This is a genomic window from Pseudomonas sp. R38(2017), assembly GCF_002112395.1.
In the GTDB taxonomy this organism is placed as follows: domain Bacteria; phylum Pseudomonadota; class Gammaproteobacteria; order Pseudomonadales; family Pseudomonadaceae; genus Aquipseudomonas.
This window is the reverse complement of record NZ_NEHN01000006.1, coordinates 260,599-287,137: the sequence shown is the minus strand read 5'-3', so window position 1 is coordinate 287,137 and position 26,539 is coordinate 260,599. Positions and strand designations below refer to the sequence as shown.

General features: G+C 60.0%; 28 protein-coding genes. 19 read left to right on the top strand and 9 right to left on the bottom strand.

What is annotated here, in order from left to right; all coding sequences use genetic code 11:
- Nucleotides 1–64: 64 nt before the first annotated feature.
- On the bottom strand, nucleotides 65–1,903 hold the full coding sequence (locus tag CAF87_RS17415) for a long-chain-acyl-CoA synthetase (protein WP_085732359.1): 1,839 nt from the start codon (nucleotides 1,901–1,903) through the stop codon (nucleotides 65–67).
- A gap of 388 nt (nucleotides 1,904–2,291) precedes the next feature.
- Between CAF87_RS17415 and CAF87_RS17410 the strand changes: the two genes are divergently transcribed.
- On the top strand, nucleotides 2,292–2,570 hold the full coding sequence (locus CAF87_RS17410) for a DUF3509 domain-containing protein (protein ID WP_085732358.1): 279 nt from the start codon (nucleotides 2,292–2,294) through the stop codon (nucleotides 2,568–2,570).
- A gap of 77 nt (nucleotides 2,571–2,647) precedes the next feature.
- Here CAF87_RS17410 and mtnC read toward each other — a convergent pair whose 3' ends face one another.
- The 5 genes from mtnC to aroC all read right to left on the bottom strand — a co-directional run bounded on the left by mtnC (nucleotide 2,648) and on the right by aroC (nucleotide 6,866).
- Entirely contained in the window at nucleotides 2,648–3,331 is a 684-nt protein-coding gene (gene mtnC / locus CAF87_RS17405) for an acireductone synthase (protein ID WP_085732357.1), read from the bottom strand.
- Between the two features lie 4 nt (nucleotides 3,332–3,335).
- On the bottom strand, nucleotides 3,336–3,881 hold the full coding sequence (locus CAF87_RS17400; RefSeq protein ID WP_085710649.1) for an acireductone dioxygenase: 546 nt from the start codon (nucleotides 3,879–3,881) through the stop codon (nucleotides 3,336–3,338).
- Between the two features lie 93 nt (nucleotides 3,882–3,974).
- Entirely contained in the window at nucleotides 3,975–4,601 is a 627-nt protein-coding gene (locus CAF87_RS17395) for a methylthioribulose 1-phosphate dehydratase (RefSeq protein ID WP_085710648.1), read from the bottom strand.
- On the bottom strand, nucleotides 4,598–5,743 hold the full coding sequence (locus CAF87_RS17390) for an MFS transporter (protein WP_085732356.1): 1,146 nt from the start codon (nucleotides 5,741–5,743) through the stop codon (nucleotides 4,598–4,600). The genes CAF87_RS17395 and CAF87_RS17390 overlap by 4 nt, the downstream gene beginning before the upstream one ends.
- A gap of 31 nt (nucleotides 5,744–5,774) precedes the next feature.
- A complete protein-coding gene (gene aroC / locus CAF87_RS17385) occupies nucleotides 5,775–6,866 on the bottom strand; it encodes a chorismate synthase (RefSeq protein ID WP_085732355.1) in 1,092 nt (363 codons plus the stop codon).
- 130 nt (nucleotides 6,867–6,996) lie between these two features.
- On the opposite strand from aroC, the gene CAF87_RS17380 reads away from it, so the two are divergent.
- Both CAF87_RS17380 and CAF87_RS17375 read left to right on the top strand, forming a co-directional pair.
- Nucleotides 6,997–7,950 carry an alpha/beta hydrolase gene (locus CAF87_RS17380; RefSeq protein ID WP_085732354.1) on the top strand — a complete coding sequence of 318 codons (954 nt, stop codon included), beginning with the start codon at nucleotides 6,997–6,999 and terminating at the stop codon, nucleotides 7,948–7,950.
- A gap of 97 nt (nucleotides 7,951–8,047) precedes the next feature.
- Nucleotides 8,048–8,839, top strand: coding sequence for a hypothetical protein (locus CAF87_RS17375; RefSeq protein WP_085732353.1), 792 nt, complete (start codon nucleotides 8,048–8,050; stop codon nucleotides 8,837–8,839).
- 42 nt (nucleotides 8,840–8,881) lie between these two features.
- Here the strand turns inward: CAF87_RS17375 and prmB are convergent, their stop codons facing one another.
- Nucleotides 8,882–9,790, bottom strand: coding sequence for a 50S ribosomal protein L3 N(5)-glutamine methyltransferase (gene prmB, locus CAF87_RS17370; protein WP_085732352.1), 909 nt, complete (start codon nucleotides 9,788–9,790; stop codon nucleotides 8,882–8,884).
- Nucleotides 9,791–10,029: 239 nt separating this feature from the next.
- On the opposite strand from prmB, the gene CAF87_RS17365 reads away from it, so the two are divergent.
- The 5 genes from CAF87_RS17365 (at nucleotide 10,030) to CAF87_RS17345 (ending at nucleotide 12,801) form a co-directional block, all read left to right on the top strand.
- Nucleotides 10,030–10,620 (top strand): cysteine hydrolase family protein, encoded by a 591-nt coding sequence (locus tag CAF87_RS17365; protein WP_085732351.1) that lies wholly within the window; start codon nucleotides 10,030–10,032, stop codon nucleotides 10,618–10,620.
- Nucleotides 10,621–10,751: 131 nt separating this feature from the next.
- Nucleotides 10,752–11,072, top strand: coding sequence for a hypothetical protein (locus tag CAF87_RS17360; protein WP_085732350.1), 321 nt, complete (start codon nucleotides 10,752–10,754; stop codon nucleotides 11,070–11,072).
- Nucleotides 11,073–11,146: 74 nt separating this feature from the next.
- Nucleotides 11,147–11,704: a Smr/MutS family protein gene (locus CAF87_RS17355; RefSeq protein ID WP_085732349.1), complete on the top strand. Its 558-nt coding sequence runs from the start codon at nucleotides 11,147–11,149 to the stop codon at nucleotides 11,702–11,704.
- A gap of 77 nt (nucleotides 11,705–11,781) precedes the next feature.
- Nucleotides 11,782–12,327 (top strand): GTP cyclohydrolase I FolE, encoded by a 546-nt coding sequence (folE, locus tag CAF87_RS17350; protein WP_003204506.1) that lies wholly within the window; start codon nucleotides 11,782–11,784, stop codon nucleotides 12,325–12,327.
- Between the two features lie 102 nt (nucleotides 12,328–12,429).
- The gene (locus CAF87_RS17345; protein WP_007960011.1) at nucleotides 12,430–12,801 is read left to right on the top strand and encodes a glutathione S-transferase N-terminal domain-containing protein; all 372 of its coding nucleotides are present in this window, start codon (nucleotides 12,430–12,432) and stop codon (nucleotides 12,799–12,801) included.
- A 30-nt stretch (nucleotides 12,802–12,831) separates the two neighbouring features.
- On the opposite strand, the gene CAF87_RS17340 is transcribed toward CAF87_RS17345, so the two are convergent.
- Nucleotides 12,832–13,998, bottom strand: a complete 1,167-nt coding sequence (locus tag CAF87_RS17340; protein ID WP_085732348.1) for a PLP-dependent aminotransferase family protein — start codon at nucleotides 13,996–13,998, stop codon at nucleotides 12,832–12,834.
- An 82-nt stretch (nucleotides 13,999–14,080) separates the two neighbouring features.
- On the opposite strand from CAF87_RS17340, the gene CAF87_RS17335 reads away from it, so the two are divergent.
- From CAF87_RS17335 to CAF87_RS17320, 4 genes are all read left to right on the top strand, one after another.
- A complete protein-coding gene (locus tag CAF87_RS17335) occupies nucleotides 14,081–14,524 on the top strand; it encodes a MarR family winged helix-turn-helix transcriptional regulator (protein WP_085732347.1) in 444 nt (147 codons plus the stop codon).
- 198 nt (nucleotides 14,525–14,722) lie between these two features.
- Entirely contained in the window at nucleotides 14,723–16,072 is a 1,350-nt protein-coding gene (locus tag CAF87_RS17330) for an NCS2 family permease (protein ID WP_085732346.1), read from the top strand.
- An 87-nt stretch (nucleotides 16,073–16,159) separates the two neighbouring features.
- Nucleotides 16,160–16,789 carry a LysE family translocator gene (locus tag CAF87_RS17325; protein WP_085732345.1) on the top strand — a complete coding sequence of 210 codons (630 nt, stop codon included), beginning with the start codon at nucleotides 16,160–16,162 and terminating at the stop codon, nucleotides 16,787–16,789.
- 158 nt (nucleotides 16,790–16,947) lie between these two features.
- The gene (locus tag CAF87_RS17320; protein WP_085732344.1) at nucleotides 16,948–18,588 is read left to right on the top strand and encodes a hypothetical protein; all 1,641 of its coding nucleotides are present in this window, start codon (nucleotides 16,948–16,950) and stop codon (nucleotides 18,586–18,588) included.
- 104 nt (nucleotides 18,589–18,692) lie between these two features.
- Here the strand turns inward: CAF87_RS17320 and uraH are convergent, their stop codons facing one another.
- Nucleotides 18,693–19,046, bottom strand: a complete 354-nt coding sequence (uraH, locus tag CAF87_RS17315; RefSeq protein ID WP_085732343.1) for a hydroxyisourate hydrolase — start codon at nucleotides 19,044–19,046, stop codon at nucleotides 18,693–18,695.
- 420 nt (nucleotides 19,047–19,466) lie between these two features.
- On the opposite strand from uraH, the gene puuE reads away from it, so the two are divergent.
- The 7 genes from puuE (at nucleotide 19,467) to CAF87_RS17275 (ending at nucleotide 26,379) form a co-directional block, all read left to right on the top strand.
- On the top strand, nucleotides 19,467–20,393 hold the full coding sequence (gene puuE / locus CAF87_RS17305) for an allantoinase PuuE (RefSeq protein WP_007960032.1): 927 nt from the start codon (nucleotides 19,467–19,469) through the stop codon (nucleotides 20,391–20,393).
- Entirely contained in the window at nucleotides 20,390–20,905 is a 516-nt protein-coding gene (gene uraD, locus CAF87_RS17300) for a 2-oxo-4-hydroxy-4-carboxy-5-ureidoimidazoline decarboxylase (RefSeq protein ID WP_065258076.1), read from the top strand. Before puuE ends, uraD begins: the two co-directional genes overlap by 4 nt.
- 90 nt (nucleotides 20,906–20,995) lie before the next feature.
- Complete coding sequence (gene alc, locus CAF87_RS17295) at nucleotides 20,996–21,991, top strand: allantoicase (protein WP_007960036.1); 996 nt, start codon at nucleotides 20,996–20,998, stop codon at nucleotides 21,989–21,991.
- A gap of 120 nt (nucleotides 21,992–22,111) precedes the next feature.
- Nucleotides 22,112–22,615 carry an ureidoglycolate lyase gene (locus tag CAF87_RS17290; RefSeq protein ID WP_027613342.1) on the top strand — a complete coding sequence of 168 codons (504 nt, stop codon included), beginning with the start codon at nucleotides 22,112–22,114 and terminating at the stop codon, nucleotides 22,613–22,615.
- A gap of 51 nt (nucleotides 22,616–22,666) precedes the next feature.
- Nucleotides 22,667–23,980 (top strand): urate hydroxylase PuuD, encoded by a 1,314-nt coding sequence (locus CAF87_RS17285; protein WP_064378710.1) that lies wholly within the window; start codon nucleotides 22,667–22,669, stop codon nucleotides 23,978–23,980.
- Nucleotides 23,981–24,150: 170 nt separating this feature from the next.
- The gene (locus tag CAF87_RS17280) at nucleotides 24,151–25,509 is read left to right on the top strand and encodes a nucleobase:cation symporter-2 family protein (protein ID WP_085732341.1); all 1,359 of its coding nucleotides are present in this window, start codon (nucleotides 24,151–24,153) and stop codon (nucleotides 25,507–25,509) included.
- An 84-nt stretch (nucleotides 25,510–25,593) separates the two neighbouring features.
- Nucleotides 25,594–26,379 (top strand): outer membrane protein OmpK, encoded by a 786-nt coding sequence (locus tag CAF87_RS17275; protein WP_085732340.1) that lies wholly within the window; start codon nucleotides 25,594–25,596, stop codon nucleotides 26,377–26,379.
- Nucleotides 26,380–26,539 lie beyond the last annotated feature (160 nt).

Below are 26,539 nucleotides of genomic sequence, written 5' to 3'. Positions count from 1 at the left end.
GCTAGTTTCCCGAGCGCGGCGATAGCTGTCACCCCCTTTTTTCCAAGCATCGCGATAGCCAATATCAATAACGGAACTTGCCTGCCTGGATGCCCGCCAAGATTTCATCCGTGACCTGCACGTAGGTTTCGGTGCCCGGCAGCCAGGCATAGATCGGATCATCGCCCGTCAGGCCGGGATCGAAGCCTTCGTTTTTCAGGCGCGTCTTCTGATATTTGAAGGTGCCGGTGGTTTCCATCTTCACCTTGACCCGCAGGAACAGCGGCACCGCATAGGCCGGCATGCGCTGGCGGGCGAAGGCCAGCAGCTCGGTGAAGTCCAGCGTCGCCAGAGATTCGGCCGGGGTGATCGCCGCCATGCCGGCGCGACCATTAGTGTTGGGGATTTCCACGCCATAGGCCACGGCTTCGGAAATGTGCGGATGCTGGAGCAGCAGGTTCTCGACCTCGGTGGTCGAGACGTTCTCGCCCTTCCAGCGGTAGGTGTCGCCGAGGCGATCGACAAACTGCGCATGGCCGAAACCGATGTTGCGCAACAGATCACCGGTATTGAAGAAGCGGTCGCCCTTGGTGAACACGTCTTGCAGCACGACTTTCGCGGTTTTCTGCGGATCGGTGTAGCCGTCCAGCGGCGCCTTGTCGTCGATTCGCGCCAGCAACAGGCCGCGCTCGCCCCGGCCGACCTTGCGCATGAAGCCGTCGCCACCGCGAATCGGCTCGCCGCTGTCCTGATCGTAGGCGACCAGTTCCCAGGCCATCAGCGAGAAGCCGATGGTGTTGTCGAAATTGAGAATGTTGGTGAAACCGATATTGCCGTCGCTGGCCGCGTACAGTTCGCAGATGTGATCCACCGCAAACCGGGTCTTGAACTCGGCCCAGGCACCGGGCCGCAAACCGTTGCCGATCATCTTGCGCACGTCATGGCGGCTGTCATCGCTGCTGACCGGTTGATCCACCAGATAACGGCACAACTCGCCGACGTAGCCGATGGTGGTGGCGCGGTAGCGGCGTACGTCGTTCCAGAACTGGCGGGCGCTGAACTTGCGGCGAATCGCGAAACCCGACGCGCCATTGACCGCCGAACCCCAGCACACGCAAAGCCCGGTGGCGTGATAAAGCGGCAAGGTGCAATAGACGATGTCGTCCGGGCGCATGTCGAGGGCTATCATGCCGAAGCTCGCCGAGCTGCGCATCCAGCGTCCGTGCTTGAACACCCCGGCCTTGGGCAAGCCGGTGGTGCCGGAGGTGTAGATGTAGAAGCACGGGTCATCGAAAAAAATCTGCCGGCTGCTGGCCGGGTTGTCGCCCGGTGCGTCGGCACTGGCGCTGATCAGGTTGATGTAACCCTCTGGAGCGATGCCCGGATGGCTGAAAGTATCCTGATCGGCGACGAACCAGACGCGCGCTGTCGGAATCGACACTTCCTCGCGCACAGCCGCGAAGGCTGGCAGCAACTCCTCGCCGACGACAATCGCCACCGGCGCCACCAGATTGATGCTGTGGATCAGCGTGTCGCGGGTCTGCGAGGTATTGAGCAGCGCGCTGACGGCACCGACCTTGGCCAGCGCCAGAATCGTTACCAGCAGTTCCGGGCGGTTTTCGATGAACACCGCTACCACATCGCCTTTGCCGATGCCCTGCCCGATCAGATAGTGGGCGATGCGGTTGGCCCACTGGTTGACCTGTGAATAACTCAGCACCACGTCGCCGGACAGCAGCGCGGGGCCTTCGGGATTGCGCAGGGTCGCTTGCTCGAATGTCCAGCCCAGGCCACAGGTTTGGGTCGGATCCTTGACGTTGGCCACCTTCATGCCTTTCACCACCCGAGGGATGGCTTTGGCGATCATCGGCAGTTTGCGGAGCATCATGCCCCAGGTAATCGTGTCGCTAGGCGCGTGACTCATGGCAGCTCCCGTTCGGCCTTGACGTGCAGGCCGGATTTTTATTGTCGGGCAATTGGGTGAGGCAACCGGCGCTTCTCGAGCGAGGGTCGAGGCCGAAAATACGTCAGGGCTTCTCGGGCTGTACACGCGGTTTTTGCAATGTTTTGTATCCGCCTGCGATACAAGGCGAAACGTGATTGCGGCCGCAGGGAATGGTTCCATCGGATCGACTGCGATCCCGCAAAATGCAGGATGCACGATGGCCATTCATGCAGATTGCACGACAAGCTGAATTTGCAAAATTTTTAACTTATTGATTTATAAGGGATTTACAAAAACAAAATACTGGCACAATCGCTGCAACCTTCTCCGCATGCTTGCCATTCAAGTGCATACGGAGCTGAAAGACATGAGCCTGATCCAAGAAAAATTTACCTCCCTGTTCTCCAACTTCGACGTCACCACCCAACCGCGCCCCGATGGCGGGATCCTGCTGACGCTCAAGAGTGCCGACGGCAAAGTGTTCAAACGTGCGCTCACCTATCAGCAATTGCATACCGCCGACCAACTGTCGTGGGCGATCAGCGCGATTCGCCGTGACCTGGCGGAACAGGCCAGTGAGCTGCCGCAGATCGGCATGCTGCAAAGCCAGCAGCGTTTTGCCCTGCCGACCTATCACTCGATGTAATTCGAACGCCGCATAAACAAACAGGCCGTGGAGCTTTCGCTTCACGGCCTGTTTTTTTGCGCGTCGATTGTGTGGAGTCAGAACGCTTCCGGTTCGATCCCGGTAAAGCTGTCGACCGTTACATGGCCTTCCAGCTCTCCGCCTTCACGGGCCAACCCGCAGGTCTGCAGGCCGGCGGCCTGGGCGGCGTCGAGTTCCTGCACGATGTCGGACAGGAACAGGATTTCCTGCGGCTCGACCCCGATGGCCTGCTGGATATTGCTGTAGGACTGCGCTTCGCGTTTGGGGCCCGACGTGGTGTCGAAGTAGCCACTGAACAGCGGCGTCAGATCCCCGGCTTCCGAGCAGCCGAAAATCAGCTTCTGCGCCTGGATCGAGCCGGACGAGTAAACAAACAGTTGATACCCGGCCTGATGCCAGCGCTGGAGCGCTTCGACAGCGTCCGGGTAAACATGCCCCTTCAACTGCCCGGCCTGATAACCCTGCTCCCAGACCATCCCTTGTAACGCTTTGAGCGGTGTGGCTTTGCGGTCTTCGGCGATCCAGCTCAACAGAATCTCGACCACACGTTCGACATCCGCTTGCAGCTCATTACTGTCGCGGCGCACGGCGTCCAGTTGTTCGCCGACGTCGGCGCGCTGGACGTTCTGGCGAACGAAATCCGGCAGGTGCTTCGCCGCATACGGGAACAGCACGTCGAACACAAAACTCACCGCACTGGTGGTGCCTTCGATATCGGTGAGGATGACCTTGATCGACATCGACTCAGTCCTCCAGACGCGGGAAGCGACCGGCGATGTCTTCGCCGGTGAAATTGGCAACCCAGCCTTCAGGGTTGTTGAACAGGCGGATCGCGACAAAGTGCGGGTTCTCGCCCATGTCGAACCAGTGTTTGGTGCCCGCCGGCACCGAAATCAGATCGTTCTTCTCGCACAGCACGGCGTAGACGTAATCGTCGATGTGCAGGGTAAACAGGCCACGGCCGGCAACGAAAAAGCGTACTTCGTCTTCACCATGGCGATGTTCTTCGAGGAACTTGGCGCGCAACTCGGCTTTTTGCGGGTGATCGCTGTTGAGGCTGACCACATCGACGGTGATGTAACCGCGCTCGGTCATCAGCTTGTCGATCTGCTCTTTATAGGCGCCGATCACTTCTTCCTGGCTGGCACCGGGCTGGATCTTCGCGGCGGCTTGCCAGCGGTCGAAACGCACGCCCTGCTCGGCCAGGGTCGAGGCGATATCTTCGAAATGGGTCAGCACCTTGTTCGGAATCTCAGGGCTGGAAACGTGATAGACGGACAGGCTGCTCATGGGGGCAATTCCTCGGTATCGGCCTTGCCGTCCGGTTCTTCGAGACCGGTCGGGCACTGCATTCATCAGGCAAATGGGCTGGTTCTGGTGACGTCAGCCTTGGCGGTTCATGACACTGCGGGTCTTCAACTCGCATTCAAACAGGAATTCAAAGGCCTCGATCTGGCGCAACGCGTCGCTCATCTGCGCGCCCCAGGTGTAGAGACCGTGGCCGCGAATCAGATAACCGACGCAATCGGGATGGGCGTCGAGCCAAGGCTGCACCTTGGCGGCGAGGCGCGCAATGTCCTGATCGTTGTCGAAGATCGGCACCCGCACCCGGGATTCGTGGGTCGAAATGCCGCTGAAGGCTTTTTGCAACTCGTAGTCTTCGAACTCGATGAAGTCTTCGGGCGTCAGGCGCGACAGCACCGTGGCATTCACCGAGTGGGTGTGCAGCACCGCGCCGATCTCCGGACGCCAGCTATAGAGCTGGGTGTGCAGCAGGGTTTCGGCGGACGGCTTTTTGCCCGGTTCCAGACTGTTGCCGGACAGGTCGGTGGCGAGCACGTCGTCCAGGCCCAACTGGCCCTTGTGCTTGCCGGACACGGTCAGCAGCGCTTCGCTCGGCGACAGGCGCGTCGAATAGTTACTGCTGGTGGCCGGCGACCAGCCGCGACCATAAAGAAAACGCCCGGCATCGACGATTTGCTGGGCAAGCTGTTCACGGGTAAGGCTCATGGCCTGTCCTCTTGCATACGTGTGGCAATGATAACGGCAGCAGCGAGCGCTGCGAGACTGGCAATACTAAAGGTCAATGTCGCGCCGAGGGCATTCCAGCTGTAGCCGGAATACAACGCACCGAGCGCACCGCCGGTGCCGGCCAGCGCCGCGTACAACGCCTGGCCCTGCCCTTGCTGACGAGCACCGAAGCTACGTTGCACGAACTGGATGGCAGCGGCATGAAAGCTGCCGAACGTCGCAGCGTGCAACACCTGGGCAAACAGCAGCGCCCAGAGGAATTCGGCGAACGAACCTAGCAGCAACCAGCGCAGCGCCGCCAGCAGAAAACTCGCCATCAGCACGCGACGCAGGGAAAAACGCGCGAGGATCCGGCTCATCGCCATGAACATCAGCACTTCCGCCACCACGCCGACCGCCCAGAGCATGCCAATCACGCCTCGGCTGTAACCCAGTCGCTCGAGGTGCAAGGTCAGGAAGGTGTAATACGGCCCGTGGCTCATCTGCATCAGCGCCACGCAACCGTAGAACGCCAGTACCCCGGGACTGCGCAACTGTTGGAGAAAACCCTCGCCCGTCGGCCGGTTGCCCTGAGGCGGCTGGGCGTTCGGCACCCACAGACTGCTGAGCACAATGCCGGCCATGATCAACACCAGCGCCGCCGGGTAGATGTCGAGGCTGAGCCATTCGAACAATCGCCCGAGCGCGACCACGGTGATGATAAAACCGATGGAGCCCCACAGCCGGATCTGGCTGTAACGGGAGGTCTGGCCTTGCAGATGCGCGAGGGTAATGACTTCGAACTGCGGCAACACCGCGTGCCAGAAGAACGCATGCAACGCCATGACCATTGCCAGCCAGGCGTAGGTCTTGCTGACGAAAATCAGTGAGAAGGTCAGCAGCGTGCACACTGCGCCGAAGCGCACGATGGCCAGGCGTTTGCCGGTGTAGTCGCCGAGCCAGCCCCAGATGTTCGGCGCCACGCAGCGCATCAGCATCGGGATCGCCACCAGCTCGCCGATACGTGCGGCGCTGAATCCGAGGTGATCGAAGTACAGCGCCAGAAACGGCGCCGTCGAGCCGAGCAAGGCGAAATAGAACAGATAGAAACTGGACAGCCGCCAGTACGGGAGCGCCGCCACGGTCAGACCGCGGCGGCTGTGAGTTGAGCCATCAGAGCTGGCCCAGAACCGGGGTGTTCACGCGCACATCGGCGTTCTGGCCACGGTGACGCAGCAGGTGATCCATCAGCACGATGGCCATCATCGCCTCGGCAATCGGTGTGGCGCGGATGCCGACGCACGGATCGTGACGGCCCTTGGTGATAACTTCCGCTGGGTTGCCATGAATGTCGATCGAACGGCCCGGCGTGGTGATGCTCGACGTCGGCTTCAACGCCAGATGGGCGACGATCGGTTGACCGGATGAGATACCGCCGAGAATGCCGCCAGCGTTGTTGCTGAGGAAACCTTCCGGAGTCATTTCATCGCGGTGCTCGGTGCCACGCTGGGCGACCGAGGCGAAACCGGCGCCGATTTCCACGCCTTTGACCGCATTGATGCTCATCAGCGCGTGGGCCAGTTCGGCGTCGAGACGGTCGAAGATCGGCTCGCCCAAGCCCGGCATCACACCTTCGGCGACCACAGTGATCTTGGCCCCGACCGAGTCCTGATCGCGGCGCAGCTGGTCCATGTAGGCTTCCAGTTCCGGAACCTTGTCCGGGTCCGGGCTGAAGAAGGCGTTCTGCTCCACCGATTCCCAGGTCTTGAACGGAATTTCGATCGGACCAAGCTGGCTCATGTAGCCGCGAATGACGATGCCCTGGGTCGCCAGGTATTTCTTGGCAATCGCACCGGCCGCCACGCGCATCGCAGTTTCCCGCGCCGAGCTGCGACCGCCGCCGCGGTAATCGCGCTCGCCGTATTTGTGGTGGTAGGTGTAGTCGGCATGGGCCGGACGGAACAAATCCTTGATTGCCGAGTAATCCTTGGACTTCTGGTCGGTGTTGCGGATCAGCAGGCCGATGGAGCAGCCGGTGGTGCGGCCCTCGAACACGCCGGAGAGGATTTCGACTTCGTCCGCTTCCTGGCGCTGGGTGGTGTGGCGGCTGGTGCCCGGCTTGCGGCGATCGAGGTCGCGTTGCAGGTCCTCAAGGGAAATCTCCAGGCCCGGCGGGCAGCCGTCGACAATGGCGACCAACGCCGGACCATGGCTTTCGCCCGCGGTGGTGACAGTGAACAACTTGCCGTAGGTATTGCCGGACATGCAGGACGCTCCGTGAAATCAAACCCAAATTCATGATGCGCGCCAGTATACGCAGGCTAACCGAGTAGTTCATCCTCGAACCTTGGCGGTGTTGGTGAGTCCAACCGGCACCTTTGCAAATGATGGCGTGATGATGCTGCGAGTTTTGATCTTGAGCCTTACCCTGTTTACTGGCTTCGTCCAGGCAACTGTCCTGCAACGTCCGGTGACTCTGGACACCGGCAGCGGCGAACTTTTCGGCTCGCTGTTGCTGCCAAAGTCTGACAATCCGGTGCCGGTTGTCCTCATTCTTTCTGGCTCGGGTCCTACGGATCGTGACGGAAACAACCCCGACGGCGGGCGCAACGACAGCCTCAAGCGGCTGGCCTGGGTGCTGGCCAAACACAATATCGCCAGCGTGCGTTTCGACAAGCGCGGGGTGGCCGCGAGCCTGGCCGCGACGCCGGATGAGCGCAATCTGTCGGTGGACGCCTATGTCGCGGACGCCGTGGCCTGGGGCCAGAAGCTCAAGGCTGACCCGCGTTTCGGTCCGTTGATCCTGCTCGGCCACAGCGAGGGGGCGCTGATCGCCAGCCTGGCCGCACCGAAAGTCGACGCCGCTGCGGTCATTTCGCTGTCCGGCACCGCCCGGCCGATCGATCAGGTTTTGCGCCGGCAACTGGCCCGCAGCCTTCCACCGCCGTTGATGCAGCGCAGCAATGAACTGCTCGACAGCCTCAAGGCCGGCCACACCGACGACAATGTGCCAGCGCCGTTGCAGGCGATTTTCCGCCCGAGCGTGCAGCCGTATCTGATTTCGCTGTTCCGGCAGGATCCGTCCGCCGCCTTCGCCCAACTGAAAATGCCGGCCCTGATCGTCCAGGGCAGCAACGACATTCAGGTTCAGGTCGATGACGCCAACCTGCTCAAGGCGGCAAAACCCGATGCGACCCTGGCATTGATCGAAGGGATGAACCACGTGATGCGCATTGTGCCCAACGACGTGAAGCGGCAAGTGGCCTCCTACAAAGACCCGAATCTGCCCCTGGCGTCGGAACTGGGCACCCGGATCCTCGAATTTATTGACGGACTTCGCACCCGTTAAGGTCTTTTCACCCTCCAGTCCTGAAAAAAACGGCCGATAAGCCTTTGTCGCCAGCGTACTGGCTGGCGACAAGCAGCTTGGACAGGATCTCGCCGTTATGACTGATACCCAGACTTCACCCGACACCACCGCTGAAAAAGACGCTTTGCCAGCGGTCGAGCTGCCATGGGCGGATGTCCACGTCGAGCACCACAAGATGCTCCGCCTGGCGCCGTTGCAGACCGACCGCAACACTGGCGGGCGGCCGTTGCGCTTTGTCGAATTCGGTTACGCCGAGCGCAACAGCAAAGAACACAGCCTGATGCGCATGGCGATCAAACTGCCCGCGCAGCGCGTGCGCAAGGAACAGAATCAGCTCGATGTTTGGGTCGACCACAAGACCAAACGCGTGCATTTCGGCCCGGACAGCGGCTTGCAGATCGAACCGCTGAACCGTGGCATCGGCCGCTTCATGGCCGCCCAGGGCATCAACTGGGCGAAAAAACGCTGGCCCACCTACACCGTCGACGGCATGGACTTGAACAACAAGGACGCGCTGAACGAAGACACCCGCCTGCGCCGCGATCACTTTCTGCGGGTGCATGGCTTTGACGTGGTTTACGCCGACGCCCAGCATTTGAAGGGCAGCGTCAAGGAAGTCCAGGTCGGTGACTTGCTGGGCGACTGGAACAGCGAAAAACTGCAGATCGTCGAGATTCTCGAGGCCGCGCAGATGTTGCAGCAGGCCGAGCAGAACCTGGCCGAGCAGGAAGTGAAGCTGAAGAAACAGGAAGACAAGGTCAGCAAGTTCAAGCGTGAAGACGCCGGGCTGCGCTTCACTATTACGTGTCTGGTGGCGTTTGCGGTGTTCCAGGCGGGTTTGCTGATCTGGATTGCCACGCACCGCTGAGCCAATGATCGTTCCCACCGAGGTGGGAACGATCAATTCAGGTCAGACGCGGGAAGCGAACAGCGCCTGATGATCGCGGCATTGTTCGGCGGTCAGCATGAACACGCCATGCCCGCCGCGCTGGAATTCCAGCCAGGCGAAATCGACTTCCGGGTACAGCGCTTCGACGTGTACCTGGCTGTTGCCCACCTCGACAATCAGCAACCCCTTCTCCGTCAGATGATCCGCCGCTTCGGCGAGCATCCGGCGCACCAGGTTCAAACCATCATCGCCGCAGGCCAGGCCCAGTTCAGGCTCGTGCTGGTATTCGTCCGGCATATCGGCGAAATCTTCCGCATCGACGTAGGGCGGGTTCGACACGATCAGGTCGAAACGTTGGCCCGGCAGACCGTCAAAACCATCACCCTGCACAGTGAACACACGCTCATCAACGCCATGACGCTCGATGTTCTGGTTCGCCACTTCCAACGCTTCGAACGACAGATCCGTCAGCACCACTTCGGCGTTCTGGAACTCGTAGGCGCAAGCAATGCCGATGCAACCAGAGCCGGTGCACAGGTCGAGAATCCGCGCCGGTTCGTCGCCGATCCACGGTGCAAAACGGTTTTCGATCAACTCGCCAATCGGCGAACGCGGAATCAGCACGCGCTCATCGACGATGAACGACATGCCGCAGAACCACGCTTCGCCCAGCAGGTAGGCAGTCGGAATGCGTTCTTCGATGCGGCGCTTGAGCAGGCGTTGCAGGTTGACCAGTTCGTCGTCTTCCAGCGCGCAGTCCAGATAACTGTCGGCGATTTCCCATGGCAGGTGCAAGGCACCGAGCACTAGCTGCCGGGCTTCGTCCCAGGCATTGTCGGTGCCATGGCCGAAAAACAGATCCTCCCCATGGAAGCGGCTGACGGCCCAACGGATGTGGTCGCGCAGGGTACGAAGTCGGGAAGTGATCACGGGGCAGAACTCCAGAAAAAACGACTGGCGATTCTACCAGCCAAAACGCGCCACGACGACGCAGGAAAAATCCCGGGGCGACGGTAGGAGTGTTCCGAATTCCTTATCAGCTATTGAACAGAACGTGTAACTTGACGAGGCTGCAGGCCAGTAACGACGGTGCCTACGATCGTAGCGATTCACAGAACCGCTCAGCCAGAGGACAATGTCGCAAAAGCCCCACCCCAAGGAGCCCCAGAATGTCCGTTCCAAAAACGATGTTTCAACTCAGCGGTCGCGGTTACGCAGCGGCCACGTTGAGCCATGCCACCGTGGTCATCATCGATGCCCAGAAAGAGTACCTCAGCGGCCCGCTGGCCCTGAGCGGCATGGACGCGGCTGTCGCGAACATCAAACAACTGGTTGCCGCCGCCCGCGCGGCCGGCCGTCCGATCGTGCATGTGCGCCACCTCGGCACCGTCGGCGGTCTGTTCGACCCGCAAGGCGAACGCGGCGAATTCATCCCCGGTCTGGAACCCCAGGGTGATGAAACCATCATCGGCAAACTGCTGCCGAGCGCTTTCCACGGCACCGAACTCTACGATCGTCTGCAAACCCTCGGTTCGCTCGATCTGATCGTCTGCGGTTTCATGAGCCACTCCAGTGTCAGCACTACCGTGCGTGCCGCGAAAAACCTGGGTTTCCGTTGCACCCTGGTCGAAGACGCCTGCGCCACCCGGGACCTGCCGTTCAAGGGCCGCGTGCTCAGTGCCGAACAGGTTCAGGAGGCGGAAATGGCGATCATGGCCGACAACTTCGCCACCCTCGCGCTGACCAATGACCTGATCTGATCGACCGCCAATGAGCGGCCCGGCCCGCCGCTCATCCGCAAAAGCCTCGCATTTGCTTCAATTACCCTAGCCTCAGGAACAACCCGGTCAACTCCCGGTCGAAGGGCCGATACCCATTGAGGAAGGTCGGAATGAAGTTATCCGATGGATTTGACGCACGCCGCTTGCGGCCCAAAGGCCAAAGCAACTGGCGTTTTCGATTCGGCGCAGCGATCGCCGCCATCCTGGCGACGTTCGGTGTGCTGTTGGCGATGGCCGGGGCTGCCAGCCTGATCGGGCATCCGCCAGCACTCGGCGACTTGAATGCGACGCCGATGGGTTCGGCGATCATTCTGGCTGTCGGCCTGTTGTTCCTGTATTTCGGCGTGGCCCTGTGGCGCCGTTGCCGGCGTCGCGCACGGCAATCGCGGGAACTGAACATGTCCCCGCACCTGATGAAAAAACACGACTGAATCGACGGCCTGGCTTTTTGCCGGGCCGTTTTGTGTCTGTTTGGGTAAACTGGCCGCCCTTCGCGGAGGCTGATATGCAAGACGACGATTTTTCCCTGTTCAAAAGTGCGATCCAAGGTGTCAAGCCGATCAAGCACGACCGCGCCGACACCGGCAAACCCAAGGCTGACCGTGCACAGATCGCCAAGCTGCGCCAGTCCGCCACCATCCGTACCGAAACCACCACCGTTGATGGTCTGTCCGATCAGTTCGTGATCGACGTCGGTCCCGAAGACGAGCTGATGTGGGCCCGCGACGGCGTGCAGGAAAGCCAGATGCGCAAGCTCAAAGTCGGGCAGATCCCGTTCGAAGGCAGCCTCGACCTGCACGGCATGAGCGTCGAAAAAGCCCGCGAAACCCTGTGGGCCTTTCTCGCCGAAGCGACCAAATTCGAAATCCGCTGCGTACGCGTCACCCACGGCAAGGCTGTGCGTCTGGACGGCAAGCGGCCGATGATCAAAAGCCACGTCAACACCTGGCTGCGCCAGCATGCGCAAGTGCTCGGTTTCTGCTCGTGCCAGGCGAAACACGGCGGCGCCGGCGCGGTTTACGTGATGCTCAAACGCACCATGATGGAAGGCCGCGACGAATAATCCCGTTACACCGAACTTGCAGGGTTGTGTCCGCCACCGTACCCTTGCCCTTTGCGAAAATCCCCACAGGTAGTTTCATGTCCCTGGAACAGAATTACACCGCGATTCTCGGCCAACTGGGCGAGGACGTCTCCCGCGAGGGCCTGCTCGACACGCCAAAGCGTGCCGCCAAAGCCATGCAGTACCTCTGCCGCGGTTATGAACAGACGCTCGAAGAGGTCACCAACGGTGCCCTGTTCAGCTCCGACAACAGCGAAATGGTGCTGGTCAAGGACATCGAGCTGTACTCGTTGTGCGAACACCACCTGCTGCCGTTCATCGGCAAGGCCCACGTCGCGTATATCCCGAGCGGCAAAGTGCTGGGCCTGTCGAAGGTCGCGCGGATCGTCGACATGTACGCCCGCCGCCTGCAGATCCAGGAAAACCTCAGCCGCCAGATCGCCGATGCGGTCCAGCAGGTCACCGGCGCGCTGGGCGTGGCCGTGGTGATCGAGGCCAAGCACATGTGCATGATGATGCGCGGTGTGGAGAAGCAGAATTCGTCGATGATCACTTCGGTGATGCTCGGTGAGTTCCGCGAGAACGCAGCGACTCGCAGCGAGTTTCTCAGCCTGATCAAGTAATTCGTGACACAAAAAAACCGGCGTTGATCGCCGGTTTTTTTTCGTCCGTGAAAAATCGGGTAAGCTGCGCGCCTTCTTCAATGTCCCTGTGAGGCTTGTAACGTGTTCGTCAAAGCGCTTCGTGTCGGCCTCGGCCAACTGATCATCTTCGTTGATTTCCTGACCCGCCCGGGCAAGAAGCAGCGCCCCGCCGCTGCCCAGGCCCAGGTTGACGCCGCCGCCAAGGACCTGACCCTGTATCAGTTCCACGCTTGCCCGTTCTGCGTGAAGACCCGCCGCAGCCTGCGTCGCCTGAACGTTCCGGTAGCCCTGAAGGATGCGAAGAACAACGAGCAGGATCGCCAGACCCTGCTGGAACAGGGTGGCAAGATCAAGGTGCCGTGCTTGCGCATCGAAGAGAACGGCCAGACCACCTGGATGTATGAGTCCAACACCATCATCGAATATCTGAACAAGCGGTTCGCCGCGGTCTGACTCAAAAAACCGGCCTGATGGCCGGTTTTTTTATGCGGCCTGGGCGGCCTGTGCCTGGCGCACCACCGCTGCCAGACGTTTGAGGCCTTCGTCCAGACGAGCCGGATCGATGTGACTGAAGTTCAGGCGCAGATGGCCGTGGTTGCGGTCCGGGTCGGGGAAAAACGGCTCGCCCGGCATGAACGCCACATCGTTGGCCAGCGCGGTGTTCAGCAGCGTGCGCGTATCCAGCGGTTGCTTCAGGGTCAGCCAGAAAAACAGTCCGCCCTGCGGCGTGTTCCAGTCCGCCAGGTCGGAGAAATGCGTTTCCAGCGCCGTTTGAAACGCATCGCGGCGCTGGCGGTAGAAGCCGCGCAATTCACTCAAGTGCTGCTGATATTTCTCACTGCCGATCCATTGCAACGCCTGCCACTGACCGATGCGGTTGGTGTGCAGATCCGCCGATTGTTTGAGTTTGAGCAGGTGCGGAAACAGATCCGGGCTGGCGATCAGGTAACCGACGCGCAGACCCGGCAACAGGGTTTTCGACACGGTGCCTGTGTAGATCCAGCTGGACTTCTTCAAACGACCGGCAATCGGTTGGGCGCTGCCGCCGTCGAACGTCAGCTCGCGGTAGGGTTCGTCTTCGATCAGGGTTACGCCGAATTCGTCGAGCAGTGCTGCGACAGCTTCGCGCTTGGCTTCGCTGTAGCGTACGGCGGACGGGTTCTGGAAGGTCGGGATCAGGTAGATGAACGCCGGGCGATGCTGCTCCAGACGCTGACGCAATTGCGCAAGGTTCGGACCGTCAGCCTCCAGCGGCACGGTCAGGCAATCGGCGCCGAACAGCTGGAAAATCTGCAACGCCGCCAGATAAGTCGGCGCTTCGAGCAGGATTTCAGTGCCCTTGTCGATGTACAGCTTGGCCGCCAGATCGAGAGTCTGCTGAGAACCACTGACCACCAGCACCTGACTCGCCTCACACGGCAAACCCAGCGCCCTCGCCTCTGCCGCCAGCGCTTCGCGCAATGCCGGCTCACCTTCGCTCATACCGTACTGGCCGAGAGACAGCGGCATGTCGGCCCATTGAACCTTCGGCAGCATCGCTTCAGCCGGTAAACCGCCGGCGAACGACATTACTTCCGGGCGCTGGGCCGCAGCAAGGATTTCACGGATCAGAGAACTTTTGAGACGCGAGACACGTTCGGAAAAAGCCATGGAAGTCACCGCTAGCGAGGCATGAGAAAAATGAGTCAAACTTGTTGACTGAAATTACGACAGCCTCAGCGGAAACGTCAATATGCTTGACCTTAAAAACTGCACCAGCCAACAGCAAGCCATGGAAGCGTTCTTCTTCGGTTATCAGGCGTTCACAGCCAAGGCTGACGAAATGCTTGAGCGTCGCGGCCTGTCCCGAGTGCATCAGCGCATCGTGTTTTTCATCGCCCGCTACCCGAACCTGAGCGTCAAGGAATTGCTCGCGCTGCTCGGCGTCAGCAAGCAGGCGCTGAACATGCCGTTGAGGCAACTGCAGGAAATGCATCTGGTGGACAGCGTGGCGTCGGAGACCGACAAGCGTAAACGCCTGCTGGAACTGACCGTTGAAGGCGCGAAATTTGAACAGGCGCTGCGCCGGGAACAGGTGAAATTGCTCGAACGCGTCTTTGCCGAAGCCGGCGAGACGGCGGTAAACGGCTGGCTGGCGGTGAATCTGGCGTTGGGAACCAACCGCTCGAACGAGTGATATAGCTCGGTCACCAGTATTTTCGTCTACAAAACCAAAAACAATATTTGCTTTATTTGTACACAAAAGCATAATCCACAGCGTGCGAGTTCCTGACCGCATGGTCAACAAATTCGCGTATGCCTCAAAGGGCCGCTGCCACCCCCTCATAGGGTCCGGCCCTGGAAATAACAATAAAACTCTTGAGGAGTACTCGCTGTGGAAAGCCGCAAATCCGAAGCATCGACGCTGGAACTCTCGCCGCCGTTACGCAATGGCCTGCTTGAGCGCCTCTTTAAACTCAGCTTGCATGGCACCACGGTGAAGACCGAGCTGATCGCTGGTCTGACAACCTTCATCACCATGGCCTACATCATCTTCGTCAACCCGAACATCATGGCCGATGCCGGGATCGATCACGGTGCGGCCTTCGTCGCCACCTGCATCGCCGCCGCGCTGGGCTGCCTGCTGATGGGCCTGTACGCCAACTGGCCGGTGGGCCTGGCGCCAGGCATGGGCCTCAACGCGTTTTTCACCTACACCGTGGTCGGCACCATGGGCTACAACTGGGAAACCGCCCTCGGTGCGGTGTTTGTCTCGGGCGTGCTGTTCATGATCCTGACCTTTTCGCGGATTCGCGAATGGCTGCTCAACAGCATCCCGGTCAGCCTGCGCTTTGCGATGGGCGCCGGCGTGGGTCTGTTCCTCGGGCTGATCGGCCTGAAAACCGCCGGTATCGTTGTCGACAGCCCGGCCACGCTGATCAAGCTCGGCTCGCTGCGTGAACCCGGCCCGCTGCTTGCCGCCATCTGCTTCCTGATGATCGCGATCCTCAGCTACCACAAAGTGTTCGGCGCGATCCTCATCAGCATCATCACCGTTACACTCGCCGGTTGGGGCATCGGTCTGGTGCACTACGAGGGCATCATGTCCGCCCCGCCAAGCCTGGCGCCGACCTTCATGGCCATGAACATCGCCGGCGTGTTCAACGTCAGCATGATCAGCGTGGTACTGGCCTTCCTCTTCGTGCACATGTTCGACACCGCCGGCACCCTGATGGGCGTCGCCCAGCGCGCCAATCTGGTGGGCGCTGACGGCCGCATCGAAAACCTCTCCCGCGCGATGAAAGCCGACTCCGCTTCCAGCGTTTTCGGTGCAGTGGTCGGTGTTCCGCCGGTCACAAGCTACGTGGAAAGTGCCGCCGGTGTAGCGGCTGGTGGTCGGACTGGTCTTACCGCAGTGACCGTGGGTGTGCTATTTATAGCCGCGATGTTCTTTGCCCCGCTGGCCGGCATGATTCCCGCCTACGCCACCGCCGGCGCGCTGATTTATGTAGCGATGCTGATGATGGGCGGCATGGCGCACATCGAATGGGACGAAGCGACCGACAGCATTCCGGCCATCGTTACCGCGATCATGATGCCGTTGACCTTCTCGGTCGCCGACGGTATCGCGCTGGGCTTCATTACCTATGTCGCGCTGAAGGCCGGCACCGGTAAATACAAAGAGATCTCCGTCAGCCTGTGGGTGCTCTGCGCGATTTTCATCGCCAAGTTCATCTTCTTGTAAGCGTCACGCGGTTTGAGCGTCAAAACAGCCTCACCCTTGCGGGTGGGGCTTTTGCACATTCTTGATAACGATAAAAAGGAGCAAGTGATGAGTCTGGAAACCTGGCTGCTGTTCAGCGGCGCCGCGCTGGTGGTGATCCTGATTCCGGGGCCACTGTCGTTGCTGATGATCAGCAACAGTCTGAATTACGGTCTGCGCCGGTCGTATCCGGCCTTTCTCGGCGGAGTGATCGCATCGATCTGCCTGCTTAGCGCTTCGGCACTGGGGCTGGGCGCCCTGCTGCTGGCGTCGGAGAAACTGTTCAGTGCGCTGAAAATCGTCGGCGCGCTGTACCTGTTCTTCCTTGCCTGGCAGAGCTGGCAGCAATCGCGCCAGCCATCGGTGGGTGCCGAGGTACCGCAAGCAGCGCCGGTTCCGCGATTCCGCGCACTGTTCGGACGGGCCTTCGTATTGGGTGCCAGCAATCCGAAAGACATTCTGTTTTTCGCCGCATTCCTGCCGCAGTTCCTCAGCGCCGAACAACCTTTCCTGCCACAGCTGTTGGTGATGATCGCCACATGGACCGTCCTCGACCTGCTGTGCAAGCTGACCTATGGACTTGGAGCCCACGGCGCAGCGCGTTACCTGCGTAGCGGCAAGGGTCAGAGCTGGTTCAACCGAATCAGCGCCGGATTGTTTGGTGGTGCAGGTGCAGCTTCCTTGCTGAGCAGCCACTGATTTCCGATGGGCATGCCGCCATTTCCCGTCGAAGTGGCGGCACCGGAAACACCGGGTATCAACTGCGCCAGCCAATAGACATATGTACTACACGGGACAGCCCCGGCTTGAAGATGATCGAGCGCACCATCAACTGGATGCACTGAGCAAAACGATCAATGAGCCCGAAAAAGCCGATCCGCCCGAAAACCTCACCTGCTTCAGATCAAAGCACCCCGACTCTCCGCGACACGACGCCTGAAATATCCGTCAGGCAGCCGCTGCATGTCGAATATCAGCAACTCGATCAGGCAGCCACTTCGCATAACGGACAGAGCGATCCGTCCCCCTTCACACCGCCACCACTCCAGATCGCCGATCTACCCGCCGAAACCCATATTGCTCGTATCGAAAACGAGCGTCCGGTCGCCGACTACTTTCTTGCTCCGCGAATCGTCGACAGATTGCCCCAGCCCGATCTACTGACGGGGTTTCGCAAGGCCGGGCCGCACACCTACGTCGACCTGACCGATGGCAGAACCGTTCTGCTCGGCACGGATCTGCAAAGTCGGCTCAGAGCCCGGTTGGCGACCGAACTCTGGGCGTCCGGCCCTCGACTCGAGCAGGTGCCAGGTACCCTGCAATGGCGCGCCGTGGCACCGGAGAGGTCCCTGGACACTGACGCCTCCCGATTGTCTGTCACCCGCATCGCCCTATCCGATGACCGCACGCACGTCACACCCTCCAAACGCCCTCGTATGACCAATGATGGACAACCGAGCGGCGAATCGATCGGCCCGGACCGCACGATTACCGACATCGGTGCACAGCAGATCACAGCGTTTGATACCTTGATCGATCCCTGGAAGACCTGGGGCATTACCGTCCATCATGTTTCACCTGACGACATCAACATCAAAGGGGTCAATTACAAGGCCCTGCCCCGCGGCACCGAGCCCAATCATCCCATTGTCTACGTCAAGCATCCGAACCACATGATCTACGACTATGCGTCGCTGGATCGGACATTGCGGGTCGATTTTCTGCAGCAACCTCGCGGCGCCATTCGTGTTCCTCCCGAACTTCAATGGGAAATCGATCCGACCCTTCCATTCCAGAGACCGATGAGGGATACCGTCGCGACCTACTTCCCCGAACTGGCGGACGTCACCCTGCACAACGTCGCCAAACGACAATTCATGCTTGCCAATGGCTCCGAGCTGGCGACCGGCACCGGCCTGACCTTGTTGCGCCAAGCATTCAATGACTGGAAAACCGGCACCGTCAATCCGCGTCCAGAACTGATCGACCCGCTGCTGATGCTCGAATCACTGCCACGCGCCGGATCCAGTATCAACCGCAAGGTCGAGCTGCCCGTTGCCGGCGTGAAAAACGGCCTGCGTCGACTGGACTTCGACCCGGCCCGGTTTCGACAGGAATGGAGCTATTTCATGCCGAGTCAATCGGCGGTCGATATAAAGCGCTTCGCGGCGGGGCTTCTGACACGCAATGGCTACAGCGTTTTCGAGCCCAGCTCTGCGCAAAGCTTCGCGGCGGTGGTCTTCAAGCGCACAGGGCACGATTTCGTTTTTTTCCTCAGCCTGCATCGCATCAAAGGCCGACAGATACATCAGCCGCTGAAGCAGGATCCGAAGGCCTCCAATATCAGGTTGATCGATCAGGTCGGCCTGGACGCCGCGCAAACCGTAGAAGCGGCCCATGCAGTGAACAAGGTGATCTGGCTCAGAGGAGGCGTACAGGCACTCGCCACCTATCCGGATACGTTTTTCATCATCAGGGATGATTACCCCAGACTTTGACGCTTTGCAGACGCGAGGATAAAAAAAGCCCGCAGTGTGAGCGGGCGAAAGACCAAAGAAGCTATATGCGCAGTCGCTTCCCGGCAGGGGCAGCTGCTTGGGGGTCAGCTGCCCCGGTACGTGGAATAGCTGTAAGGCGAGATCAGCAACGGTACGTGGTAGTGATCCTGTTCGGCAGAGATGCCGAACCGCAGCACCACCACCTCCAGGAATGCCGGCTCCGGCAACTGGACGCCGCGGGCGCGGTAGTAATCGCCGGCGTGGAACTGAACCTGATAGACACCGGTACGGTAGTCATCGCCTTGCAGCAGCGGCGCATCGACCCGGCCATCGCTGTTGGTAAGCGCACTGGCGACCAATTCCAGTTGTGAACCTTCAACGCGGTACAGCTCGACCTTGATCGAGCTGCCCGGGCAACCGTGTGCAGCGTCCAAAACGTGTGTTGTCAAACGTCCCATTGATTCTGCGCGCCTGCCTGCGTGGAGCAGTCAGACTTCGCGCCTCCCGAAGTCAGTTGAAAAGGAGACCGCACCGTTTCGGAGCACGAAAAGCTGCGGCGAGCGATTGATTAAGACATTTTTCAAAAAAATTGTACACAATAAAAACGACATTTTTCCTCTCATCCCCGCCGTCCTTCGATTTCCCGGTGATCTGCCCTTGCGCCATGCATTCATTGAACCCCAAGTCCATTAGCTGACTGGTCAGGCAGGTTTCTTGCAGGTTCACGCCATTAGCAGTAAAAGATGACAGCCGGTGAAAAATGCGAAAATTCAGGCTTACAAATTGAGAATAAAGTTGTATACAATCAGCCCATCACTGTGACGCCAGCCTGTGCAGGCCGTTACACAACCTGTCAACGAATAAGAAGGAAGACTGCAGTGAGCGCTGACTACCCACGCGACCTGATCGGTTACGGCAGTAACCCTCCTCACCCACACTGGCCGGGCAATGCCCGGATCGCACTGTCGTTCGTACTCAATTACGAGGAAGGCGGCGAGCGCAACATTCTGCACGGCGACAAAGAATCGGAAGCCTTCCTCTCGGAAATGGTCGCGGCCCAGCCTCTGCAAGGCGCGCGCAACATGAGCATGGAATCGCTTTACGAGTATGGCAGCCGTGCCGGCGTCTGGCGGATCCTGAAACTGTTCAAGGAATTCGACATTCCGCTGACCATCTTCGCCGTGGCCATGGCCGCCCAGCGTCACCCGGACGTGATCCGCGCGATGGTCGAGGCCGGTCACGAGATCTGCAGCCACGGCTACCGCTGGATCGACTACCAGTACATGGACGAAGCGCAGGAACGCGAGCACATGCTCGAAGCGATCCGCATCCTCACCGAACTCACAGGCGAACGCCCGCTGGGCTGGTACACCGGCCGCACCGGCCCGAACACCCGTCGTCTGGTGATGGAAGAAGGTGGTTTCCTTTACGACTGCGACACCTACGACGACGACCTGCCCTACTGGGAACCGAACAACCCGACCGGCAAGCCGCACCTGGTGATCCCGTACACCCTGGACACCAACGATATGCGCTTCACCCAGGTCCAGGGTTTCAACAAGGGCGACGACTTCTTCGAATACCTCAAAGACGCGTTCGACGTACTTTATGCCGAAGGCGCCGAAGCACCGAAGATGCTGTCGATCGGTCTGCACTGCCGTCTGGTGGGCCGTCCGGCGCGTCTGGCTTCGCTCAAGCGCTTTATCGAATACGCTAAAAGTCATGAACAGGTGTGGTTCAGCCGCCGCGTCGACATCGCACGTCACTGGCACGAAACCCACCCGTACCAAGGGGCTGCCAAATGAGCACCTTTCAAACCCTGAAACCGTCGACCCTGAGCCGCGACGCCTTCGTCAAAGCCTTCGCCGACATCTACGAACATTCGCCATGGGTGGCCGAGAAGGCCTTCGACCTGGGACAGGACGCGTCGATCGACCAGATCGAAACCCTGCACCAGCGCATGAGCGACATCCTGTTGAGCGCCGATCACGCCAGTCAACTGGCACTGATCAACGCTCACCCGGACCTGGCCGGCAAAGCTGCCGTTCAGGGCCAGTTGACCGAAGCCAGCACCAATGAACAGGCTGGCGCCGGTATTCACCAATGCACGGCCGAAGAGTTCCAGCGCTTCACCGAGCTGAACGACGCCTACAAGGCCAAGTTCAAGTTTCCCTTCATCATGGCGGTAAAAGGCAGCAACCGGCATCAGATCCTCGCGGCGTTCGAAACGCGCATTCACAACCCGGTCGACACCGAGTTCAAATGTGCGCTGGCGGAGATCAACAAGATTGCCCTGTTCCGTTTACTGACTCTCTAGCAAGCCTGGCCCGAGAAACCTCTAGAACGCTTGTGTTTCCCAGGGCCCTGCAAGCATCCCAAGCCACTTATTTAAAGGCAGACAAGAAGAATGAAAGCTTACGCCGTACCTTTCGAGAAGTTCGTCAACCTGGCCGATGCCCGTCTGGGCACCAAAATCATCTCGGTCACCGATGACTGGTTCGCAGACGCCAATCGTCTGTTTCAGCCGACACCGGCCGTGTGGAAGGAGGGCGTGTTCGATGACAACGGCAAGTGGATGGACGGCTGGGAATCGCGCCGCAAGCGCTTCGAAGGCTACGACAGCGCGGTAATCCGCCTGGGTGTACCGGGTTCGATCAAAGGCGTGGACATCGACACTTCATTCTTTACCGGCAACTTCCCGCCATCGGCCTCGCTGGAAGCGTGCTTCCTGGCGTCGGGCGAACCGGACGAAAACACTCAGTGGACTGAAGTACTGTCGGCCGTCGAGCTCCAGGGTAACAGTCACCACTACCACGAAATCAGCAACGACAAGGCATTCAGCCACCTGCGCTTCAACATCTACCCGGACGGCGGTGTTGCCCGTCTGCGCGTGTACGGCATTCCGTTCCGCGACTGGTCGGCTGTTGGCGACAACGAGCAAGTCGACCTGGCTGCAGCCCTCAACGGTGGCCGCGCCCTCGCCTGCTCCGACGAACACTTCGGCCGCATGAGCAACATCCTCAACCCGGGCCGTGGCATCAACATGGGCGACGGCTGGGAAACTGCACGTCGTCGTACCCCCGGCAATGACTGGGTGATCGTCGCACTGGGTCACCCGGGCGAGATCGAGAAAATCATCGTCGACACCCTGCACTTCAAGGGCAACTACCCGGATACCTGCTCGATCCAGGGCGCATTCGTCAAGGGCGGCACCGACAGCCAGATCGAAACCCAATCGCTGTTCTGGCGCGAACTGCTGCCAAGCCAGAAGCTGGAAATGCACGCCGAACACACCTTCGTCGAGCAGATCAAGGCACTGGGCCCGATCACCCACATCCGTCTGAACGTGTTCCCGGATGGTGGTGTGAGCCGCCTGCGCGTTTTGGGCAAGGTCGCTAAATAAGCGCTGAACCCGATCGCCAGCAGGCTGGCTCCCACAAGGGAATGTATTCCAGATGTGGGAGCTGGCCTGCCAGCGATAGCAACAGAACCAACAACACAGAATTCGGATAAGAAGAACAGCATGCGCACACTGACGATTGAACCGCTGACCAAAGAAGCCTTCGCCCCTTTCGGTGACGTGATCGAAACCGACGGCAGCGATCACTTCATGATCAACAACGGTTCGACCATGCGCTTCCACAAACTGGCGACGGTCGAAACCGCGACGCCTGAGGACAACGCGATCATCAGCATCTTCCGCGCCGACGCGCAGGACATGCCGCTGACCGTCAGCATGCTGGAACGCCATCCGCTGGGCAGCCAGGCTTTCATTCCGCTGCTCGGCAACCCCTTTCTGATCGTGGTCGCGCCACTTGGCGATGTACCTGTATCAGGCTTGGTCCGCGCCTTCGTCACCAACGGCAGGCAGGGCATCAATTACCATCGCGGCGTCTGGCACCACCCGGTGCTGACGATCGAAAAGCGGGATGACTTCCTGGTGGTTGATCGCAGTGGCACAGGCAATAACTGCGATGAGCATTTTTTCAAAGAGGATGAGCGGTTGATCCTCGCCCCCCACCAATAAGAGAAGGTCCGATCACTCGACAACAAGAGTGACGGGCGAGAGGTAAAGACTGTGGAAGCACATCTGTTGGAATGGCTGAACCTGAGCGTGCGCTGGGTTCACATGATCACTGGCGTGGCCTGGATCGGCGCGTCGTTCTACTTTGTCTGGCTGGAGAACAACCTCAACCGCGTCAACCCGAAAACCGGTCTTGCCGGTGATCTGTGGGCGATCCACGGCGGCGGTATCTATCACCTGGAAAAATACAAACTGGCCCCTCCGTCGATGCCGGAGAACCTGCACTGGTTCAAATGGGAAGCCTATTTCACCTGGATGTCGGGGATCGCGCTGCTTTGCGTGGTGTTCTACTCCAACCCCGTGCTCTACCTCGTGGCACCCGGCAGCGGCCTGACCGGCCCTGAAGGCGTGGCCATCGGCATCGGTTCGCTGATCGCCGGCTGGTTCATCTACGATTTCCTCTGCGATTCACCCCTCGGCAAGAAACCCGCCCTGCTCGGCTTCATCCTGTTCGTGCTGATCATCGGCGCGGCGTATGGCTTCAGCAAGGTGTTCAGCGGTCGTGGTGCGTACCTGCACGTCGGCGCGATCATCGGCACCATCATGGTCGGCAACGTGTTCCGCATCATCATGCCGGCGCAGCGCGCACTGGTTGCCGCGATTGCCGAGAACCGCACGCCGGATCCGGCGCTGCCGGCCAAAGGCCTGCTGCGTTCGCGTCACAACAACTACTTCACCCTGCCGGTGCTGTTCATCATGATCAGCAACCACTTCCCGAGCACTTACGGCAGCCAGTACAACTGGCTGATCCTGGCCGGGATCGCAGTGTTGGCGGTGTTGGTGCGTCACTACTTCAACACCCGTCACGACAGCCACAAGTTTGCCTGGACCCTGCCAGTGGCAGCGGTGGGCATGATCAGTCTGGCGTACGTCACCGGTCCTGCGCCGATGTCGACCGCTCCTGACGTGGCCAAGGCGCCTGCAAAAATCGAGTACCAGCCGCTGCCGGAAACGGCTTTGGGTGGTGGCGCGAAACCGGCTGAAGCGGCGCAACCAGCAGCCCCTGCTGCACCGGCCGCAGCTCCCGCTCAGGCCTCCAACGCCGGCCCTGCGTTCGACAAGGTGCACAACGTGATCCAGGAACGCTGCGCGGTCTGCCACTCGGCCAAACCGACCAGCCCGCTGTTCAGCGCTGCACCGGCCGGTGTGATGTTCGACACCCCCGAGCAAATCCGCCAGAACGCGGCGCGGATCCAGGCGCAAGCCATCACCACGCAGATCATGCCACTGGGCAACATCACGCAGATGACCCAGCAGGAACGTGACCTGATCGGTGCATGGATCGCCCAGGGAGCCCAGACCAACTAAGTAGCAAAAAAGCTTCGCGAGCAAGCTCGCTCCCACACAGGTCATGCAGTACCTGTGGGAGCGAGCCTGCTCGCGAATCGCCGCAACGCGGTTTACCTGATGCAAAGAGGACAGCGGCAAGCAACCCGGCCGCTGTTCATCACAAGAATAAAAAAGATCCGAGGTGTTGCATGTCCGAGCTGTCCAAAGCGCGCATCCCCGACGCACCCGCCATTCAGCGTTTGCCCCTTTTGCAACTGATCCTGGTCGGTTTGCAACATGTACTGCTGATGTACGGCGGCGCCATCGCGGTACCGCTGATCATCGGACAGGCCGCTGGCCTGAGTCGTGAAGAAATCGCCTTCCTGATCAACGCCGACCTGCTGGTCGCCGGCATCGCCACCATCGTGCAATCCTTAGGCATCGGCCCGATGGGCATTCGCATGCCGGTGATGATGGGCGCCAGTTTCGCCGCCGTCGGCAGCATGGTCGCCATGGCCGGCATGCCCGGCATCGGTTTGCAGGGAATCTTCGGCGCAACCATCGCCGCCGGGTTCTTCGGCATGATCATCGCCCCGTTCATGTCCAAGGTGGTGCGATTCTTCCCGCCGCTGGTGACCGGCACGGTCATCACCTCGATCGGTCTGTCGCTGTTCCCCGTGGCCGTGAACTGGGCCGGTGGCGGCGCTGGTGCCGCTCAATTCGGTTCACCGATTTACCTGGCCATTGCCGCACTGGTGCTGGCCACCATTTTGTTGATCCATCGCTTCATGCGTGGTTTCTGGGTCAACATTTCCGTGCTGATCGGTATGTGTCTGGGCTACGTGCTCTGCGGCGCCATCGGCATGGTCGACCTGAGCGGCATGGCCAACGCGCCATGGGTTCAGTTCGTCACCCCGCTGCATTTCGGCATGCCGAAGTTCGAACTGGCACCGATCCTGTCGATGTGTCTGGTGGTGGTGATCATCTTTGTCGAGTCCACCGGGATGTTCCTGGCGCTGGGCAAGATCACCGGCCAGGAAGTCTGCCCGCGCATGCTGCGTCGCGGTTTGCTGTGTGATGCCGGCGCATCGTTTGTCGCCGGTTTCTTGAACACCTTCACCCACTCCTCCTTCGCACAGAACATCGGCCTGGTGCAGATGACCGGCGTGCGCTGCCGCTCAGTGACCATCGTTGCCGGCGGCTTGCTGATCGTCCTGAGTCTGCTGCCGAAAGCGGCGTTTCTGGTGGCATCGATTCCACCGGCGGTGCTGGGTGGCGCAGCGATCGCGATGTTCGGCATGGTGGCGGCGACCGGCATCAAGATTTTGCAGGAAGCCGACATTGGCGACCGTCGCAATCAATTGCTGGTGGCGGTGAGTATCGGCATGGGCCTGATCCCGGTGGTACGTCCGGAATTCTTCGCCCACCTGCCGTTGTGGATGAGCCCGATCACCCACAGCGGTATCGCCATGGCCACCCTCAGCGCGCTGACGCTGAACCTGTTGTTCAACATTCTCGGTGGCGCCGAACGCGCCGCGATCAACGACTGCCACGCACACCCGCACTGATCCGAAGAGTAAAAAAGGGGCTCGCCAACGCCAGCCCCTAGCGACAGCTTTGCCTCAAACAATAAAAACAAGAGGGAGCAACAGATGATCCGGACTCAAACCAACGTGTTGTTGAGCGGCGGCCTGCTGGCCGCATCGCAAGCCATGGCTGGCGATTTATTACTGTGGCAGACCAACAGCCTGAGCTACCTGTACGGCAAGAACTTCGCGATCAACCCGTCGATCCAGCAGACGGTGACGTTCGAGCACGCCGACAAGTGGAAGTACGGCGACAACTTCCTGTTCGTCGACAAGATCTTCTACAACGGCCAGGAAGACCGTAACAAAGGCCCGCACACCTTCTACGGCGAATTCACCCCGCGCTTCTCGTTCGGCAAGATCTTCGATCGAAAGCTCGAGTTCGGGCCGATCAAGGACGTGTTGCTGGCGATGACCTACGAGTACGGCGAAGGTGAGAGCGAGGCCTATCTGATCGGTCCCGGCTTTGACCTGAAGGTACCGGGCTTCAACTACGTCACCCTGAACATCTTCCGTCGCCAGACCGAAGGCCCGCGCCCGGGCGATGGTGTCTGGCAGATCACCCCGGGCTGGTCCTACAGCTTTCCGCTGGGCAATTCCGACGTGCTGATCGACGGCTATCTCGACTGGGTCGTCGACAACGACGAGAACTCGCGCGGCACCTATCACGCCAACCTGCACATCAACCCGCAGATCAAATACGACCTGGGCAAAGCTCTCGGCTGGCGTCAGAAGCAGCTGTATGTCGGCACCGAATACAGCTACTGGAAGAACAAATACGGGGTCGAAAGCAGCCACACCCTCGACACCAATCAGAACACCGCCAGCCTGCTGGTGAAGGTGCACTTCTAAGATGACCCGCAACCGTGCCCCCTACCTATCGTCGGTGCTCTGTTGCGGGGCACTTGAGACCTGGCCGTTGAGTCAGTATTCTCCGCGGCCTCCTGAATTCGGTCTAAAAAAAAGCCCGGATTTAATTCCTGACCAACGGGCCAACTTATCCCGGCCCGGT